Origin of the sequence: Corynebacterium segmentosum (genome assembly GCF_900637825.1) — a bacterium.
Lineage (GTDB): Bacteria > Actinomycetota > Actinomycetes > Mycobacteriales > Mycobacteriaceae > Corynebacterium > Corynebacterium accolens.
Window position 1 is genome coordinate 1,079,704 of record NZ_LR134408.1, and the last position, 15,773, is coordinate 1,095,476.

Annotated in this window: 10 protein-coding genes, 3 tRNA genes and 1 pseudogene; 7 read left to right on the plus strand and 7 right to left on the minus strand. The window is 56.3% G+C overall.

The window, feature by feature from the left end:
• Positions 1-2 precede the first annotated feature (2 nt).
• On the minus strand, positions 3-2,480 hold the full coding sequence (locus EL217_RS05220) for a choice-of-anchor M domain-containing protein (RefSeq protein ID WP_232018398.1): 2,478 nt from the start codon (positions 2,478-2,480) through the stop codon (positions 3-5).
• A 233-nt stretch (positions 2,481-2,713) separates the two neighbouring features.
• Between EL217_RS05220 and gltX the strand changes: the two genes are divergently transcribed.
• The 3 genes from gltX to EL217_RS05235 all read left to right on the plus strand — a co-directional run bounded on the left by gltX (position 2,714) and on the right by EL217_RS05235 (position 4,619).
• Positions 2,714-4,207, plus strand: coding sequence for a glutamate--tRNA ligase (gltX, locus tag EL217_RS05225; protein ID WP_126320035.1), 1,494 nt, complete (start codon positions 2,714-2,716; stop codon positions 4,205-4,207).
• Between the two features lie 228 nt (positions 4,208-4,435).
• Positions 4,436-4,507 (plus strand) — tRNA-Gln (locus EL217_RS05230).
• Between the two features lie 39 nt (positions 4,508-4,546).
• A tRNA-Glu gene (locus EL217_RS05235) sits at positions 4,547-4,619 on the plus strand.
• Between the two features lie 142 nt (positions 4,620-4,761).
• On the opposite strand, the pseudogene EL217_RS11480 reads toward EL217_RS05235, so the two are convergent.
• Positions 4,762-4,896, minus strand: a pseudogene (locus EL217_RS11480) (IS256 family transposase); the annotation flags it as partial.
• Positions 4,897-5,382: 486 nt separating this feature from the next.
• Here EL217_RS11480 and EL217_RS05240 point away from each other — a divergent pair.
• Together EL217_RS05240 and EL217_RS05245 are read left to right on the plus strand one after the other, a co-directional pair.
• A tRNA-Glu gene (locus EL217_RS05240) sits at positions 5,383-5,455 on the plus strand.
• Between the two features lie 695 nt (positions 5,456-6,150).
• The gene (locus EL217_RS05245) at positions 6,151-6,360 is read left to right on the plus strand and encodes a hypothetical protein (protein ID WP_126318888.1); all 210 of its coding nucleotides are present in this window, start codon (positions 6,151-6,153) and stop codon (positions 6,358-6,360) included.
• On the opposite strand, the gene EL217_RS05250 is transcribed toward EL217_RS05245, so the two are convergent.
• Positions 6,357-7,199, minus strand: a complete 843-nt coding sequence (locus EL217_RS05250) for a hypothetical protein (protein WP_126318890.1) — start codon at positions 7,197-7,199, stop codon at positions 6,357-6,359. The two genes, EL217_RS05245 and EL217_RS05250, sit on opposite strands and share 4 nt — an antisense overlap.
• Positions 7,200-7,389: 190 nt before the next feature.
• On the opposite strand from EL217_RS05250, the gene EL217_RS05255 reads away from it, so the two are divergent.
• Positions 7,390-7,767 (plus strand): hypothetical protein, encoded by a 378-nt coding sequence (locus tag EL217_RS05255; protein ID WP_126318893.1) that lies wholly within the window; start codon positions 7,390-7,392, stop codon positions 7,765-7,767.
• A 311-nt stretch (positions 7,768-8,078) separates the two neighbouring features.
• Entirely contained in the window at positions 8,079-8,960 is an 882-nt protein-coding gene (locus EL217_RS05260) for a hypothetical protein (protein ID WP_126318895.1), read from the plus strand.
• A gap of 493 nt (positions 8,961-9,453) precedes the next feature.
• On the opposite strand, the gene EL217_RS05265 is transcribed toward EL217_RS05260, so the two are convergent.
• The 4 genes from EL217_RS05265 to EL217_RS05280 form a co-directional block, all read right to left on the minus strand.
• On the minus strand, positions 9,454-11,643 hold the full coding sequence (locus EL217_RS05265) for a YhgE/Pip domain-containing protein (RefSeq protein WP_126318897.1): 2,190 nt from the start codon (positions 11,641-11,643) through the stop codon (positions 9,454-9,456).
• Positions 11,640-14,312 (minus strand): YhgE/Pip domain-containing protein, encoded by a 2,673-nt coding sequence (locus EL217_RS05270; RefSeq protein ID WP_126318899.1) that lies wholly within the window; start codon positions 14,310-14,312, stop codon positions 11,640-11,642. The genes EL217_RS05265 and EL217_RS05270 overlap by 4 nt, the downstream gene beginning before the upstream one ends.
• Positions 14,313-14,545: 233 nt before the next feature.
• The gene (locus EL217_RS05275) at positions 14,546-14,839 is read right to left on the minus strand and encodes a hypothetical protein (RefSeq protein WP_005282583.1); all 294 of its coding nucleotides are present in this window, start codon (positions 14,837-14,839) and stop codon (positions 14,546-14,548) included.
• A 217-nt stretch (positions 14,840-15,056) separates the two neighbouring features.
• A complete protein-coding gene (locus tag EL217_RS05280; RefSeq protein WP_126318901.1) occupies positions 15,057-15,740 on the minus strand; it encodes an IclR family transcriptional regulator in 684 nt (227 codons plus the stop codon).
• Positions 15,741-15,773: the final 33 nt, after the last annotated feature.

A 15,773-nucleotide genomic window follows, 5' to 3' on the forward strand; every position in this document is an offset into this window, starting at 1 on the left:
TATTAGATGCGCCAGCCAAAGCGCTCACGAATGAGATCTTGGTTGTCGCGGAAGAAGTTGTAGAAGGCCTTGAAGGTGATGCCAAGGACCGCCGGCAAGACCAAGGCCCAAGGATTAAACGAGTTGCCTGCAGGAGCTGACGGCTTAGATGGCTCGGACGGCTTCGAGGGCTTGGAAGGCTTAGACGGTTTCGAGGGCTTGGCCGAGTCCGAAGGCTTGTCGGACGGCTTCTCGGACGGCTTTTCCGATGGGGCATCGGAAGGCGCATGCGTAGAACAAGACTTCACCGCGTCATCACCAATGGCAAAGGTCAACGTCTGTGGCTCGGATGCAAGTTCTTTGCCATCGGTGGTACTTGCCGTATAGGTTGCCTCGAACGTGTAGATTCCTGGCTTGGTAAAAGCCCAATGGGTATGCCTATGCGATGCGAAAGTGGTCTCGATCGTGTGGTCGTCTTCGGCGGAATTGGCAAGGACGTCATATCCGACACCCCTGGCCTTATCGATATATGCGCCCCACTCAGCGCCCTCTGGTGTGTGCGTGGGCTTGAGGTTCAAATTGACCGTGCCATCTTTCATCTTGGAGTAATCCAATTTTTCGGTGTTATACCCCGGCCAGATGATGGCTTGGTTCTGCGTTTGTGGCAGGTGGTAAAAACGGTCACCGATATTGCCAAGGAAATCGAATTTCTTATCACCCAGCTGCTTGCCGCGAGGAGTAAGCGCGTTATTGTGCACGCCAAGCACTACGTCATCCAGCGAGCGGTCTACCGAGTTCTTATCAATTTGTCCTGTGTCATCACGAAGGACGGTACGGAAACCATCGTCTGTAGGCAGTGCCTTGATATCGACGTGCCCACGGTCAAGTACCTGCTTTTCGCTGCAGCGCTGAGCTTCCTCGTCCTGTGGCGGTTGAGATGGTGCCGGCGTATCACCGGGCGCGGGTGAATCGCTGGGTGCGGATGAATCGCCGGCCCCAGGCTTTTCGCCTGGAGTAGCGGTGTTCCCGTCCGCGCTGGTAGAAAGCTCGTCTTTTACTTCGTAGTTTTCATCGAATTTGTAGGACTCGGTCAGCACCGTGCTTCCGTGACCGGCCTTGACAGTTGAGTGCGGGAAGACGTTGACTTTGGCAGTGTAGTTTTCAGAGTACCTACCGAAGGTAAAAGTGGCTTCTCCGTGGCCCTTGGTAATCGCTGCTTCCACCGAAGTAGAGGATTTCTCGTCGTTCTTGTTTTTGTAGAGACCACCAGTCATCACGCCGCTGAAGTTTTTATCATCCATGTCGATGATAATTTTGGTTCCTTCTTCACCCTGTTTGCGCATCCGCACCGTATAGCCGGTTTCTTGCAGCGTTACCTCTTCGGTAGGAGCCAGCTGGCGCGGATTCTCGGTTTCTTCCCACTTCTCTTCGGTAGTGGAAGAATCGGTGTGGGCGGGAGAGCCGGGGGTAAATTTCACCTGCTGCGAAATCCAGCGCGGTGCATCGTCTTCTGGGGTAAAGACGGCCTGGATATTGGACGATTCTGGGCCCATGTACTCATCCCACTCGGCGTGGCCATCGGTGACGGGCAGATCGGTGAGGAAGTAGCCATCGATAAGCAGCGTAAGCGTACCGGATGCCTTATTCTTTGCATCAAAGGAAATGGTGGTGAGCTTATCGTCACCGTCCTTTTCCAGGTTCTGCTTTTTGTCCATGCTCAGGCTGTAGCCAGCAGCGGCGGCATCACCGGAGGAGGATTTATCGAAACGTTCCTTGAGGCTCGGGGTCTTTTCATCCTTTGGCTTTTGACCACCCACTTGGTAGCTGGTGGTCTGCGGTTCACTGGCCACGAGTTGCCCATCCGCCGTGCGCGCGGTGGTGCGAAAGGTCAAGCGATAACGGCCGGGCTTGGTAAAGAGCGTGTAGTTGTGAGTGTGGCTACCACGTTCGAGAAATGCAGAGTGTGGTGAGTCCTCGAACGAACCCAGCATGCGATTGAGATCGGTGCCGTCTTTATCGTCCTTATTGGTAAAAAGCTCCACGTCCCCTGGGCCATCCACGCTTAAAAGATCGAGGAAGGCGATGTTGTTGCGGAAATTTTCCACGGGAAGCCCCTTTGAACCGAATCCGATCCAGATGGGCTGTTGGTTAGCGGAGGCTTGCCACGGGGCAGTGTAGTACATGGTGCCTGGGTCGCCGATGTAATCCTGCGTACCGTTTTGCGGCAGGGAATACATAAAGTTCTGGTGGCGCTTACCGTCTTCGTCTTCGCGGGAATAGCCTTTGCCAATCCAGGCAACGGTGTCATCGATAAGCGGAGTTTGACCGGAAAATTCGGATCGCAGCAGGAAGTTGTCGCTTTCCCAAAAGCTCTTGGGGGAATCGACGTGGGTTTGGGTTGCGATGTTTTTGCCATCATCTGGACCGGCGTAGGCGGTAGCCGGGGTAATCAGCGCGATTGTGCTGAGCGCGGCCATGAAGCGGATACGAGGAGAAGCCACCAGCGCGTTACCTTTCTGCAGTTGTCAGTGGTTCACTCCGAAACTATAGAAAATGATTCCTATTACTAGATAATCAACTGAAACCGGTTCCCGTTTACCTGTGGGTTTATAATGAATACCGTTATCGTCTACCCCCTTTTGTGTGTGTCCACATAGATGGGTGCACACTTTTAGGTATGTGAGTGAGGCGATGGTTTGGGCTGGTGCGGACTGTGTCCCCCGGCTCCACTACGATGGTGGCCATGACTGAAGTTCGCGTTAGATTTTGCCCTTCTCCCACTGGTACCCCGCACGTTGGCATGGTGCGTACGGCCCTGTTCAACTGGGCCTATGCCCGCCACACCGGCGGAAAGTTGATTTTCCGAATCGAAGATACTGATGCTGCCCGCGACTCGGAAGAGTCCTACCAGGCCATCATTGATTCCTTGACCTGGCTCGGATTGGGCTGGGACGAGGGCGTCAATGTAGGCGGCCCGCATGAACCGTACCGGCAGTCTCAGCGCATGGACATTTACAAGGATGTCCTGAACAAGCTTATCGATGCCGGCCATGTCTACCCCGCATATTCCACCGCCGAAGAGGTAGAAGAGCGCCACCGGGCTGCAGGCCGTGACCCGAAGCTGGGGTACGACAACTACGACCGTGACCTTACTCGGGAACAGATTGACGCCTTTGAGGCGGAAGGCCGCAAGCCCGTCTGGCGCCTGCGCATGCCGGACAAGGATTGGTCCTGGACCGACCTTGTACGCGGTGAGATGTCCTTCAAGTCCGAAACGCAGCCTGACTATGTGGTGGCGCGCTCCAACGGCGCCCCGCTCTACACCCTGGTCAACCCAGTGGATGACGCGCTGATGCGGATTACCCACGTGCTACGCGGTGAGGACCTGCTCTCGTCCACCCCGCGCCAGCTGGCCATGTATGAGGTGCTGAAGGAAATTGGCATCGCGGAATTTACCCCAGAGTTTGGACACCTTCCCTTCGTGATGGGCGAGGGGAAGAAAAAGCTGTCCAAGCGCGACCCACAGTCCAACCTCTTCAACCACCGCGATAACGGCATCATCCCAGAGGGCATGCTCAACTACCTGTCGCTGTTGGGCTGGTCTTTGTCTGCGGATCAGGACATCTTCAGCATGGACGAGCTAATTGAGAACTTCGATGTCAATGATGTTCTGGGCAACCCTGCGCGCTTTGATCAGAAGAAGCTCGAGGCGATCAACGCCGATCACATTCGCCTGCTCGAACCCGAGGAATTTGCCTTCCGTCTGCGCAACTACCTAACGGAATACACCGACTTCCCGGCCGATTATGACGGCGAGAAATTCGCCTTCGCCGCGGACCTGGTGCAAACGCGCATTAAGACACTTGCCGATGCCTACGGGTTACTCAGCTTCCTTATCACCCCCGATGCTGAGCTCACCCTGGATGAGAAGGCTGCCAAGAAGAACCTGAAGGACGACGCCGTCCAGCCGCTCGAGGTGGCAATTGACACCCTTGAAGCGGTAGAGGAATGGAAGACCGACGCTATCGAGGCAGCGCTGTCCAAGGCGCTCATCGAGGACCTAGAGCTAAAGCCGCGCAAGGCCTACGGCGCGCTGCGTGTAGCCATCTCCGGCGCTCAGGTGTCGCCGCCGCTCTTTGAGTCCATGGAGCTTCTGGGCAAAGAGTCCACCTTGGCGCGCCTGCGCGCTGCCCGCGAGGCAACTCCGTACGTTCCGGCCGCCGAGTAATACCGGAACCGTCCGAAGCCTGACGGAGAAAGCCCACTAAAGTGGCGGATGAACATCGAACTTACATAGATGTCATCCGCCGCTTTATTTTATCTCTAAGAAAACGCCTAAAAATGCCGGTTGTGCTGGCGATTTGGCGCATTGGGCAACGATCATTATAGTTATAACACGTTGCAGCGAGCAAGGGAGCGCAGACGGTAACGGTGCGGTTCCAAGCGAGTGAGCAAATGGCCTATGGTGTAATTGGCAACACAGCGGTTTCTGGTACCGCCATTCTAGGTTCGAGTCCTGGTAGGCCAGCAGTGAAAATGCTTTCTAAAGCAGGCTCACTAGTTCTATGCCCCGTTCGTCTAGAGGCCTAGGACGCCGGCCTCTCACGCCGGTAACACGGGTTCGAATCCCGTACGGGGTACAAATAAAAAGATTCCTCCAGTCATTGCGGCTGGAGGAATTTTTCGTATGTGCGCTTGCGACTTAATCGGGTTAAACGACAAAATGTGTTGTTTTCCGGCGTGTCGGGGTAAACGACATTTTGTGTTGGCGGACTGCGTGGTTTAGGGCATGTGGCCTTTGCGTTTTCCCATAGAGTGGTTGTAGGCACTGTCGAAAGTTGCTGGTCGGCCGTATTCACGGCCGATGGTGGCTTGTGTTTCTTGGTTGGCTAGGGTGTGTGCTTTGGCTCGTGGGTCTGCGCCCTGATGCGTCCACTTTCCTGGGTCGGCCTCTAGCGCGAGTGACAGTGGCTTTACAGGCGTTCCATCGCCTTCGCTGGCGGATTGGTGCTTGTAGTCCCGTATTTTGGTGCACACCTCGCTACAGACGGGGTATCGAGGATGATTCTTACTCATCCATTCATCGTGAACCTCAGCGCTTAGCACATCAGCATGCCCCCGGCGGTATTTCAGGTCCGAGGCTGCGTTATCCCTCCGGATAAGTGAAATAGTCCTAATACCAGCAGGCCAGACGTGCTAATCATATAACTTCACCAACACATCCTGTCGTTTAGGCCACTTAATCGGGACCAAAGTGGGTCTTAACTGGGGGACTTACCGGCACGAATCCCCGTACTATCTGCTGATTTGTATTGTGTTTACCCATCGTTTACTGTTTAACGAGTCCGCAGCAAGCGAGTCTAGGGCAGTACAGCTTTTGCTTCGCCTGCTACGTGCGAACGAGCCCCGTTCGTCTAGCGGCCTAGGACGCCGGCCTCTCACGCCGGTAACACGGGTTCAAATCCCGTACGGGGTACATATAGGCGGTTTCACCTTTCTGACCTGCAGAGTTCACGAAACTACGAACTGCCAAACGAAATCCCGATTCTCGTTTCCGAGGATCGGGATTTAACTTGTTTTGTCCGATTCCTGGTGCTTAAAAGCAACAGAGATCGGGCGAGATTTTGTTTAGTTGGGCAGTAGCCCACGACCTGTAGAGCACGGCCCATATGGGCGGTGGACTTTGCTGATCTCTAGGCTGCAGCCGGGGGGAGCCTGTGGCGCGGCGTTACCGAACGTGTTCCAGTTGGAGACTCGCTTACGCGGCTGAGTTGTTACCGGATCGCTGGGATTCGTATTCAAGTCGAATACGACTCGGTGGAGGAACTTCTGAATCAGGTGAATGTTGACACCCACAATGCCCAGAGCGGGGACGAGGGTGGCGTTAGCGAACCCACGGACGAGACGCCGAGTCGTGTCCCCCAACCCCCATACGACCGTTCTTGAGAAGGGCGTTACGGCTTTCAATCGTGTTTCGTCCACGACGATACGCGTCAGCCCATTCCTGAGTACCCCAAGCCTGGCCCGTCTGAACGTGTTTTGCCGCCGCATCCACAGGGGTCAGGTCCGACCAAGGCGGGGCGAGATGAGTACATCCTGCGCCCCAATGTGACAAGCCGAGACCCTGATGATGTGCCGGGCAGGACGGCACGCAACAAGGTCGAGTCAGGAATGCAGCCTGATATTCGCCGGCTCAAAGCGACATGGATCGTGGACTTGATGGACCGATATGTGCCCGATGCGTTTATCTGTCACGCGGCGGGGATCGAGACGTTGAAGCGCTTCGAGTCGTTCCGCCCAGACCTCAGGGATAAGGATCTGGTGGCGGTGCGGGGGCTGTTTCATGGACACGGACGTGGCGAGGGGCTGCGGGTGGTTTAGGGGGCGAGAGCGACGTTGTTCTCGGTCATCCAAGCTACGAACTCGTCATGGACTGCTTTGCGTCTGCCTAGCAATATGTCGAGGTTAGAGTACGCAGTAGCAGTCTTTGTCGTATTTCGAAAGTTGATGAAGGAGCGTGCTGCGTAGTCAGCTGCTGCTAACGCGTCTAAGACGAAGCGAATCGTTCGGAGCTCTAACGGCAAAGGGTTGTACATGACGTAATTGCTGTGCTTGTAGGCTGTCCAAGCATGCTGGTGCGTATATGCGCTCGTCTCCTTGTACATCCGGTAGCCGCCCAAGACTTTTAGCGTTTCACGTACTAGCGTGGTATTGCCAGGGAACTCAAATTTCGTCCCACGATGCCGGTCCGTGTGGACCTTTGTTGCTTCTTTGAGTCGGGGGAATACACCTGGAACGAGGTCACGCTCCTTTTCATAATGAATCTTGTCTGTGACCGCTCGCATGGCCCAGAAACATCGCTCGATTGGTTCAAATGCATTGAGGTAAGCGATCTGTGCGCTGGTCTCGATTGCTGCACGAGCAACGGGGGCGATGGTCACGGGGCTGACGAAAGGACCATCGAGAAGATTGTTGATCGTGTAGAGCCACCCTCCAACGAGGTCTGCAGACCCTCCGGTTATTTCTTCGCCGATGAGAGCAACGTTGTAATCCTCGGCGTGGAAATACTCGTTTATGTCTTGCTTTTCTTCCGCTGTGAGACTGAGGTTGGCCTGGCCGATCGTCTGCATATTTTGAGCTGTTTCTCGACACAGCCTCGCTAATGCTGGAAACCAGTGGTCTGGGAAGGGGCGAGAATAATTGGCGTGGGTTTGCATCATGTCGAATAGGATAGCTGGAGGGGGGACAACGAACTCGGAGGTTCATGGCTCAGACCATGAACATTCCTGGCCTGACCTTCTAATCTCAGCCGTTGACACCAATCCCGCTCCGTTGACTCGACGGCGCGGGGTTCGCTGATCCTGCTCCCATCCGGCATACGCATTCCTCTCCCTACGAGACTGGAGCATCATGACTGACTCCCTATTCACATCAGATGGCTACTGGATCATTGGAGTCGAGACCAAAGCCGCAATCCCACAATCCGATTTCCCACCCGACATCGTGGCGATGATTGATCTGCTCACAGCTCGGCGATACTGGCCTTACCTCCCTCACGTGGACCTTGACTTGATGGAGCAACACCATCTAGGAGCCAAGGAACTTATCACTGACTTGAAGCGCGCTTTGCACAACGAGTGGGACATGCTCAGCGGCTGGACGGGGCTGTATGAATCCGGTCAAGCCCAGCGAATCGTAGCGCGGGTAACAGCCGAGGTCGAGGATAAGGAGTTCGCTTTTTTGCAGCGGCATCATCGAGGACCTGTTGCTGTGGGCCATGAACGATGAGCGGTAAGCGATGGAAGGCCGCAAGGTGCTCAAAGAGCATGGGGTGCAAAGCCCCGAGGCCTTGTTGACGCTCCCGTACGACCCAGCTGGGCTTGCTGACTGCGAACTGGAATTGTGGCGATCGGAACTGCGGCGTAACTAACTGCATTGGCTGATTGAGAATGCTGTGGCAGCGGTGCGGGAGGGGGATAGGTTGCCGGCATGGCAGGTGACGAGGTTCGCGGCGGTAAGGGAGTGGCTGACGGGCTTGATTGATCATGAATTATTGTGCGCCCAGCTCGGCCCAAGCGTGCACCCGTTAATATAGTTCCATGTCTGAAGAGTCTTTCCTGCTGAAGTACGACGGCGCACGTCTACAGTCCGAGCCGATGTCGGTCGCAGAGATCGGTCCCGTCTTCCTGGCGTTGGACGAACTCGTTAAGGCTATCTACCGCAACGTCGATCCACTGTCCGCTGAAGTGCCTGAGCTGGAGATCGTTGGAGTCGAGCAAGGCTCGTATTCGGTCTTCTTTGATGTTGGAAGTCAGGCTCTCGATGGGGTTCTGAACTGGGCCTCGGGCTCGAAAGTCAACACTGCACTCACCCTTGGGGGTGGTGTTGTGACTGTCAAAGAAATCATCGGCTGGGTCATGAAGGCACTGTCAAACAAAGCCGCGATGCAGGAGCAAACAGAAGTTCCCTATCCAGATCTTCGTGAGAACTTGCAACTTGAAAGGCTAACTGATGCGCTTTTAGCAAAGTCTCGGGGGCGCAAAAATGTTGCAGCGATCGTAAAGCCGACTCTCGAACCAGGGATTGAAGCAGTCGAACTGGCCGGCTCTCGCAGCGTTGAAGTGCACATCAACGAAGAAGAGGCACGGAGAATGGTCAACTACGCGGAGACGCTTCCAGAGCCAACAGTTCAAGTTGCGACCGTCTCGGCTCGCTTTGCCACTGCAAATCTCATTGAGCCTCTTAAGCGCAAATGGCGGATTGAGACTGAAGAGTTTGGAACGATATCCATTCGTCTGCTTGACGAAGAGTTTGCAGCTCTCGTTAGCTCGGGCGAAGCGAACCTTGCGCGGTCGTACGACATGCGGATCCGTGTAGAGACTCAGGTCGGACCGGACGATGAAGAGAAGTCGAGCTATGAGCTGTTGACCGTATATACAGACGATGGTGAAACTGGCGAACAGATGGAGTTGGAACTTTAGACTGTGAGCGAAGTGACTCGTGGATTAGTTCGCATCCTCGCTGGGTGAGAACACCGAGGTAGTTGTCATGCCGTGGTGCACACCCCGGAATTCTGTGGTGCAGGGGTATTAACAGGTCGGGGGTTCAGGATGGTGGGGAGTTTCGTGAAAGTGCCATATTTTGGCTGCGAGCTTCACCGCTCGCAGCCTTTTTCTTTTGCCATTTTCTTCCTGCATCTCTAGAGGCCAGGAGAAGTTGATCAAGCGGCGTTTAAACGGCTCTCCCTGCGCTGCAATGAGCATCGCGAAGGAGGGCGTTAGGTGGGTGAGGGGGGAGGCATCGGAAAGCGTCTGCTTTAGCCGCAGCCCGCCCTTTGCGCTCACGAACTCAGCGAGGACTGGGGCGGGCTGTGGGCCCGTGAGCGCCAAGGGAGGGGGATGGGTCCGCCACACTGCAAAAAGAACGCCCAGCGAGCCTCTCAGGCTGCACTGGGCGTTGTGCATAGGTGTGTGGCTAGGCCATGACCTTCGTCTTCTTAATCGCCTTCTGGAGGCGCTTGTGATAGTTATCCATGGCGGGGCGCAAGAACAGGCCGAGGATGAGTGCCGGGATGGCGAAGAGGAGGAGCATGCCGAGCTCGCGGAGGATATCGGCCTCATAAATGCCGGCGATGGCGCTGCGGAATGCGTCGATGCCGTAGGTGGCCGGCAGCCACGGGCTGACATTTTGGAACCACTCTGGAAGCAGCGGCAGGGGATAGGCGCCGCCGGAACCGGAGACTTGGATGACCAAGAGCAGCACCGCGAGGGCCTTGCCCGCGCTATCGAATGTGATAACCAGTGAATAGATTATCAACATAAACACCAGTGTGATTATCCACGAGGCAAAGAGCATCATGAATGGGTGCTCGGGCTCGATCTCCACGAAGAAAATCAGGCTGAGGACCACAAGGGTGGATTGGGCGATGCCGATGAGCCCGAAGGTGATGAAGCGGCCCAAGAAGACTTGGTTCCTGGTGAAGTGATCCTTCTTGTCGAGGTTTTCGTTCTTCTTCAAGTACTTGCGCTCGGCGTTGGTGTGTACCAGCACGCAGGCAAGCAGGGCGCCGACCCACAGCGAGAGCGTGAGGTAGAACGGCGTCATACCAACACCGAAGGCGGCAACCTCGTAGATGGGCTGGCGGTCCACATTGACCGGTGAGGCGATGCGGGAGGCCAGTAGCTCGGGATCATCGCCGATGAGATCGGCGAGCTGGCTGAGATCGCCGCCGTCGCGGATCTCATCGATCTTTTGGCTGAGCTCACCAAAGCGGGCCGCCTGCTGCTGCAGGGTGCCGGATAGGCCGGCGGTCATATCGCGGGCCCGCACGAGGGCATCGTTGTCATTGGAGATGGTATTGCGGACGCCCGCGATATCGCGCTTGACCGCATCAACATCGTTGGCCACCGTGCCCACGCTATCTCCTAGGGCCGCTAGCTGCGGCTTGAGATTGGAGTTATAGGAGTTACGGGCGTTTTCTACGGCCTGCTTGGCGCTAGCGATCGCAGCTTGGGTTTGCTGCTTGGACTCCTGGGACTTACCGCCATTTTCAATGTTATTGGCCGTTGAGGTCAAAGAATCGTGTAGCGCATTGCTTTGGGCGATGCTGGCATCGAGTTGCCCCATGACGGCCTTATATCCCGCTGCCACAGGGGCGGGAAGATTGACCTTATCGGCTTCTTTTTGGATGCTGTCCTTTACGCCTTGGAAAGCAGCGGTTTGCTGTCCCACGCGGTCCGCGGCAGTGCGGAAGGTCTGAGCGGTCTGCGCGGAGGTGGCGCTGGCGTTGTTGAGCAATTCCTCAATCTGCGCGGATAGGACCTCGTAGCTTTGTGTCGTCGCGGCAAGGGACGCATCCAAAGAGCCAGTGGACTCATCCAGCGTGGATTTAAGGATGTCGATGGGGGACTCGCCGTTGTCATTCGTGGTGCTGGAGGCCTGGTTTCCCGCCTCATTCAGGATGTTATTGGCGGCTCGGGTCAGCGGAATGGTGGAATCAACCAGATTACTTAGCGCCATGACCGTGCCTGAGGCCGCATCGAGGCGCGATTGCACCGTGTTGACGCGGTGGTGCACGTTATTGAGCGCGGCTTGGGTTTCACCCTCATCCAAGTACTGGTCCAATGAGGAAATGACGCCAAGGCCCACATTGGACACGACGCGGGTGAAGGACTCGTCGATCTTTTCGATCACGCCGGTAGCGCTGCGCTGGGTAATCGTGGTCGACAGCGCGTTCTTCTTCTCATTGGTGTAAAGATTCAGCTTGCTCGGCTCGGTGCCTTCCACATAGAAGGTAAGGAGGTTGGCGCTAAAGTCCTTGGGCAAGACGATGCCGGCGTAGTACTCGCCGGACTTGGTGCCCTCAATGGCATCGTCGCTATTTGTAAGGACCCAGTTGATTTCATCGTTGCGGCTGAGCTGGGATAAAACCTCATCGCCTAGGTTGAGTTTGAGCGAAGCTAGGTCGCTTTGGTGGCCTTTGTCCTCACTGGCGACGGCGATTTTGAGCTGTTTGGTATTGGCAAACGGGTCCCAGCTGGCGAGCACGTTAAAGGTGGTAAAAAGCAGCGGGATAATGGCGAGGCCGAAAATGATGACGGCGGTCATTACGTTGCCACGGATGGCCTTGAGGTCATCGCGGAGAATGGTCAGGATGTTGTTCATGACTTATCTCCCTTTCCGGATTCTTCGCCGCCGTCGGCGGGCTTATCTGCAGTATCGCCCTGCGATTGTGGGGTAGAAGATATTTCGGCGTGTTTATCCGACTGCACATCTTCTAGCCGATACTGATTGGGGTTTCGGCGTTGATGCTCAAGGTGCTGCTGGATTTCCTCATCGCTGAGGTCTGCCAGGCGGTTATCGTGCGCGATGCTTTGCTTCACGTATTCCAGCGAACAAATGGTCGCGACCGCAATCAGCGCCACGAGGCAGGCAATGCCGAAGATGATCGCCTTTTGATCCGGCATGAACCGGGAGCAAATAACGAGCACGGTAACCAAGGCCAAGCCAATGGCGATGGTCAGCTTCATCAACTGAGAATAATTCTTCCGCGCGGTCATCCACTTGGTATCCAAGCTCTTTTGATATCCCTCGCGGTCCGCGGAGGCATACAACAGATCGGTGAAGCGGTAGCGGCTGCCGATGAGGTGGACCTGCTCGTTGATGACGAGCCCGCCCTTGGCCAGCTCGTCATTGACCAGCATGGTGACGTTGGACAACCCGCGCCTTAAAAAGGTGCCCATGAGGTAGGCGATAGCCGCCATACCGGTCAGCGCGGCGATGTCGCGGATGTAATGGGTGCCGTAGAACCCACCCACGGTCTCGCGCATGGCGTCGATGCCGTAGGTAAAGGGCAAGAAGGGGTGGACGGCGCGGAAGAAGTCCGGCGTCATCTCGATGGGATACAGGCCCGATGCGCCGGGAATTTGGATGAAGGCGAGGACCACCGCGATACCGCGGCCCACGTGGCCAAATGTCGAGACCAAGCCATAGGTAATGCTGAGGTAGCACAGGCTGATGAATACGGAGGTAAGGACATAGGCGGTGGCGCTGACGTGCTCCACGCCAATGACCAAGTTACCGATGGACACGATTAGCGCCTGGGCAATGGCGAAAAAGCCGAGGAGCAAGAAGCGCGCGAAATAGGCCTTATTGATGGTCAGATCCCGGCGGCCCTGCGGGTCAACCTCGGCGCGGAAAATGATCAAAAGCATGAAGGCACCGATCCACAGCGTGAGGTTGATAAACAGCGAGGACATGCCGGAGCCGTAGTGGGTAACGGGGAAGACCGCGTGGCTTTCCATCTCTGCGGGCGAGGAGAGGAAGGAAGATACGTGGTCCGTATCAAGGCCATTGACGGACTTCAGCACGGTGTTATTAGTGGCCGTGTTGCTCAAGGCAATGACATCGGTCCGCGCGGAACGCAGGCCTTCCTCGACGCGATCCAGGTCGACCGAGAAGCGCTTTACCACTTCTTGGGCGTGGGTCAGCTGCTCGTCGACGCCCCCGAGAAGCCCGTCCGTTTGCCCAACCAGCGCTTTCTGGCTGTTGAGCGAGGCAGATAGGCGCCCGGCCGTAGCGGAGACATTAGAAAGCGCGGAATTGAGCTTAGGCAGGCCGTTGGCCACGTCATCGCGGAGTCCATGGGAATCATCGCGCGCTTGGGAGGCCATGGAATTGAGCAATTCTGAGGTCTTATTCAGCGAATCCAGGGTGGCATTCGTATCGCTATTGAGGGAATCGAGCTCGCCTAGCACCGCGCGGTTTTGGTTATTGCGGTCGCGCAGCTCAGAGACCGACTGGTTGATCTGCTGGGATACCTCTGGGGGAAGGGCCGGCAGGGCAGCGACACCGGCTAATTGGTCGATGGCTTTATCGGCTTGACCAAGGATGCCCTGTGCGCCGTCGGTCGCGGCATCGACGCGGTTGAGAGCGCCGTTTAACTTCCCTGTGACAGAACCGATATTGGCATTGGCGTTCGCGGTGCCATCGGCAAGCGCAGTCGTGCCTTGGATATAAGCGGCGGTGGCATCGTCAGCGAAGGAGGTTACTTCCTTTTGCACTTCGTCGGTCAAGGCGGTGACCTGGTTTAAAGCCTGCTGTGCGTCATCGATCGTGGTCTGCACGGAGCCCAGGGACTTGCGCGCCTGCGCGATGGTGGGGCGGGCACCCTCGATAGTGGCGTTGACATCCGCCAGGGAATTGCGCGAATTGGCCACGGTATCGGCGGTCTCTGAAAAGGAATTAGCGGTATTGCCCGCGGTGCTATTGATCTTATCGCTGAGATCGCCGCCGGAATTCCTCAACTCGGTGGCTACAGATTTCGCGACATTTTCATTAAACGTGGCGCTAATCGTGGTTTCGAGAGTAGAAGAACCGGAGTCAGTGACTTTGGGGGCAATGGCATTGATCTTCTCATTGACCTGATACTCCAAGGTGGGTTGAGAGTACGTGCCCTCGAAGAGGCTGACAAAGTCAGAAGAAAAATCCTCCGGGACGATGATGGAGGCAAAAACATCGCCGGATTTCACCGCGTGCTCGGCTTCGCCGCGGTCCATAAACTGCCAGCCGAGTTTGTCGTTGTTGTGCAGCTTTTCCATCATCTGCCCGCCGACGTCAATATCGCCGGTGAGATCTGACGAGGCACCCTTGTCCTCATTCACCACGGCTACCTTGAGGTGTTCGGTATTGCCATAGGGATCCCAAAAACCGGAGACGTTGACCCAAGAGTATAAGGCAGGGGTAATCATCAAACCGATGAGAATCACCCAGACTTGCGGCGTCCGCCACAGGCGGACGAAGTCTTGGAGAAAAAGCTTCCAACTAGTAATCACTCGAAAGACCGTAGCACCGAAACGGTGTTAACTAATAGTCAAGCAGGCAGATTCCGCGAAATTGATAGCTTGGTTACCTCTCAGGCACCGTGCTTTGCGCATCAATGCGGCTAGGGTTAATAAAAGGTTAATTCACGCTGGGCTAATGCGTAGAAAAGCACCGCGATAATCCTTGCATCGAAGCGGTGGATTATCGCGGCGCTAGGGCACTGCGGGGCGCTTGGCGGCGAGGCTTAGTGCTCGTCGTAGTGATCGCCGTGAGCGGCGTGGCGGTGGCCGTCGTGGATGTAGTCAACGTGGTCGCCGTGGGGGACGGCAACGTGGCCGCAGCCTTCGCCGTGGGTGTGCTCGCTGTGTGGCTCAGCCTCGACGTGCTCAGTGGTCTCGCACTCGTCCCAGTGGCCTTCGTGCTCGCGGTGGATGTGGCCATCGTGCACGAAGTCGGTGTGATCCTCGTGTGGGAAGGCAACGTGGCCGCAGCCTTCACCGTGGGTGTGCTCGTGTTCAGTGTGGGTAGCGTGAGTCATAATCATGAATCCTTTCTGCGCTTTGTGGTTGGGGAGTGTCCTTTTCGTTTTCACTCTGTTTTCATTAAATCATGTTTTCAGTTCGGTTTCAATAGCGCGCGGGAGAGTTTCGATATTTTTTCATTAGACCGCGGAGGAGCGGGGTATGTGGAGGTAAAACATGACAAAACCCTGGGCCAGCGGGTGGCCCAGGGGTAGTGGTGAGATGGTTGTAAAGCTAGAGCAGTTCCGAAAGTTCTCGGGCGGCGGAGGTAAGCAGGTGGGCGTACTTCTTGGCGGGCGAGGGGCGGAAGCGCTCGGAGGACCCGGAGATGGACAGTGCCGCGCGGAAAACGCCGGAGGAATCAAAGATGGGAGCGGAAATGGAGGCTAGGCCAGCTTCGCGCTCCTCGATGGATTCTGCATAGCCCTGGCGGCGGGCGGTTTCCACATCGGCAGCGCTGAATTGTGCGGCGTCTAGGGGAAAGTCCACATAGCCTGCGATAATGCGGGCTGCAGAGCCGGAGGTCAGCGGCAGCTGGCGGCCTACTGGGACCACGTTGTGTAGGCCGGACGTGGGTTCGCGGGTGGCAATGCAGGTGCGGGTGGTGCCCGTGAACTCATAAAGCTGAATGGACTCGCCGGTGCGGTTGAGGAGTTGGTCCATGATGGGGCCCGCAACTTCTAGGATGTGATCGCGGTTACCGGGAAGTGCGGGGCCGGCCTTCCACTTTCCTTCAGGGGTGCGGACAAGGATGCGGTGTGCCTCCAGCGCGGTGGCCAGCCGGTGCGTCGTCGCCCGAGGTAGCCCCGTGGTTTCACACAATTCATTAAGGGTCGATGGATGGTTCGCGGCGGCCATCATGATGGCCATTGCACGATCTAGTACCTTAATGCCGGAAACTGCGCTATACTCTCCCATATAATGAAATCTACGTCCCAAATTATGAGATTT

Excerpts from the sequence above, each read along its gene's own strand:
- EL217_RS05245 (WP_126318888.1), top strand. The coding sequence starts at position 6,151 with ATGCAGCCTGATATTCGCCGGCTCAAAGCGACATGGATCGTGGACTTG.
- EL217_RS05260 (WP_126318895.1), top strand. The coding sequence starts at position 8,079 with ATGTCTGAAGAGTCTTTCCTGCTGAAGTACGACGGCGCACGTCTACAG.
- EL217_RS05250 (WP_126318890.1), bottom strand. The coding sequence starts at position 7,199 with ATGATGCAAACCCACGCCAATTATTCTCGCCCCTTCCCAGACCACTGG.
- EL217_RS05265 (WP_126318897.1), bottom strand. The coding sequence starts at position 11,643 with ATGAACAACATCCTGACCATTCTCCGCGATGACCTCAAGGCCATCCGT.
- EL217_RS05280 (WP_126318901.1), bottom strand. The coding sequence starts at position 15,740 with ATGGGAGAGTATAGCGCAGTTTCCGGCATTAAGGTACTAGATCGTGCA.
- EL217_RS05275 (WP_005282583.1), bottom strand. The coding sequence starts at position 14,839 with ATGACTCACGCTACCCACACTGAACACGAGCACACCCACGGTGAAGGC.
- EL217_RS05255 (WP_126318893.1), top strand. The coding sequence starts at position 7,390 with ATGACTGACTCCCTATTCACATCAGATGGCTACTGGATCATTGGAGTC.
- gltX (WP_126320035.1), top strand. The coding sequence starts at position 2,714 with ATGGTGGCCATGACTGAAGTTCGCGTTAGATTTTGCCCTTCTCCCACT.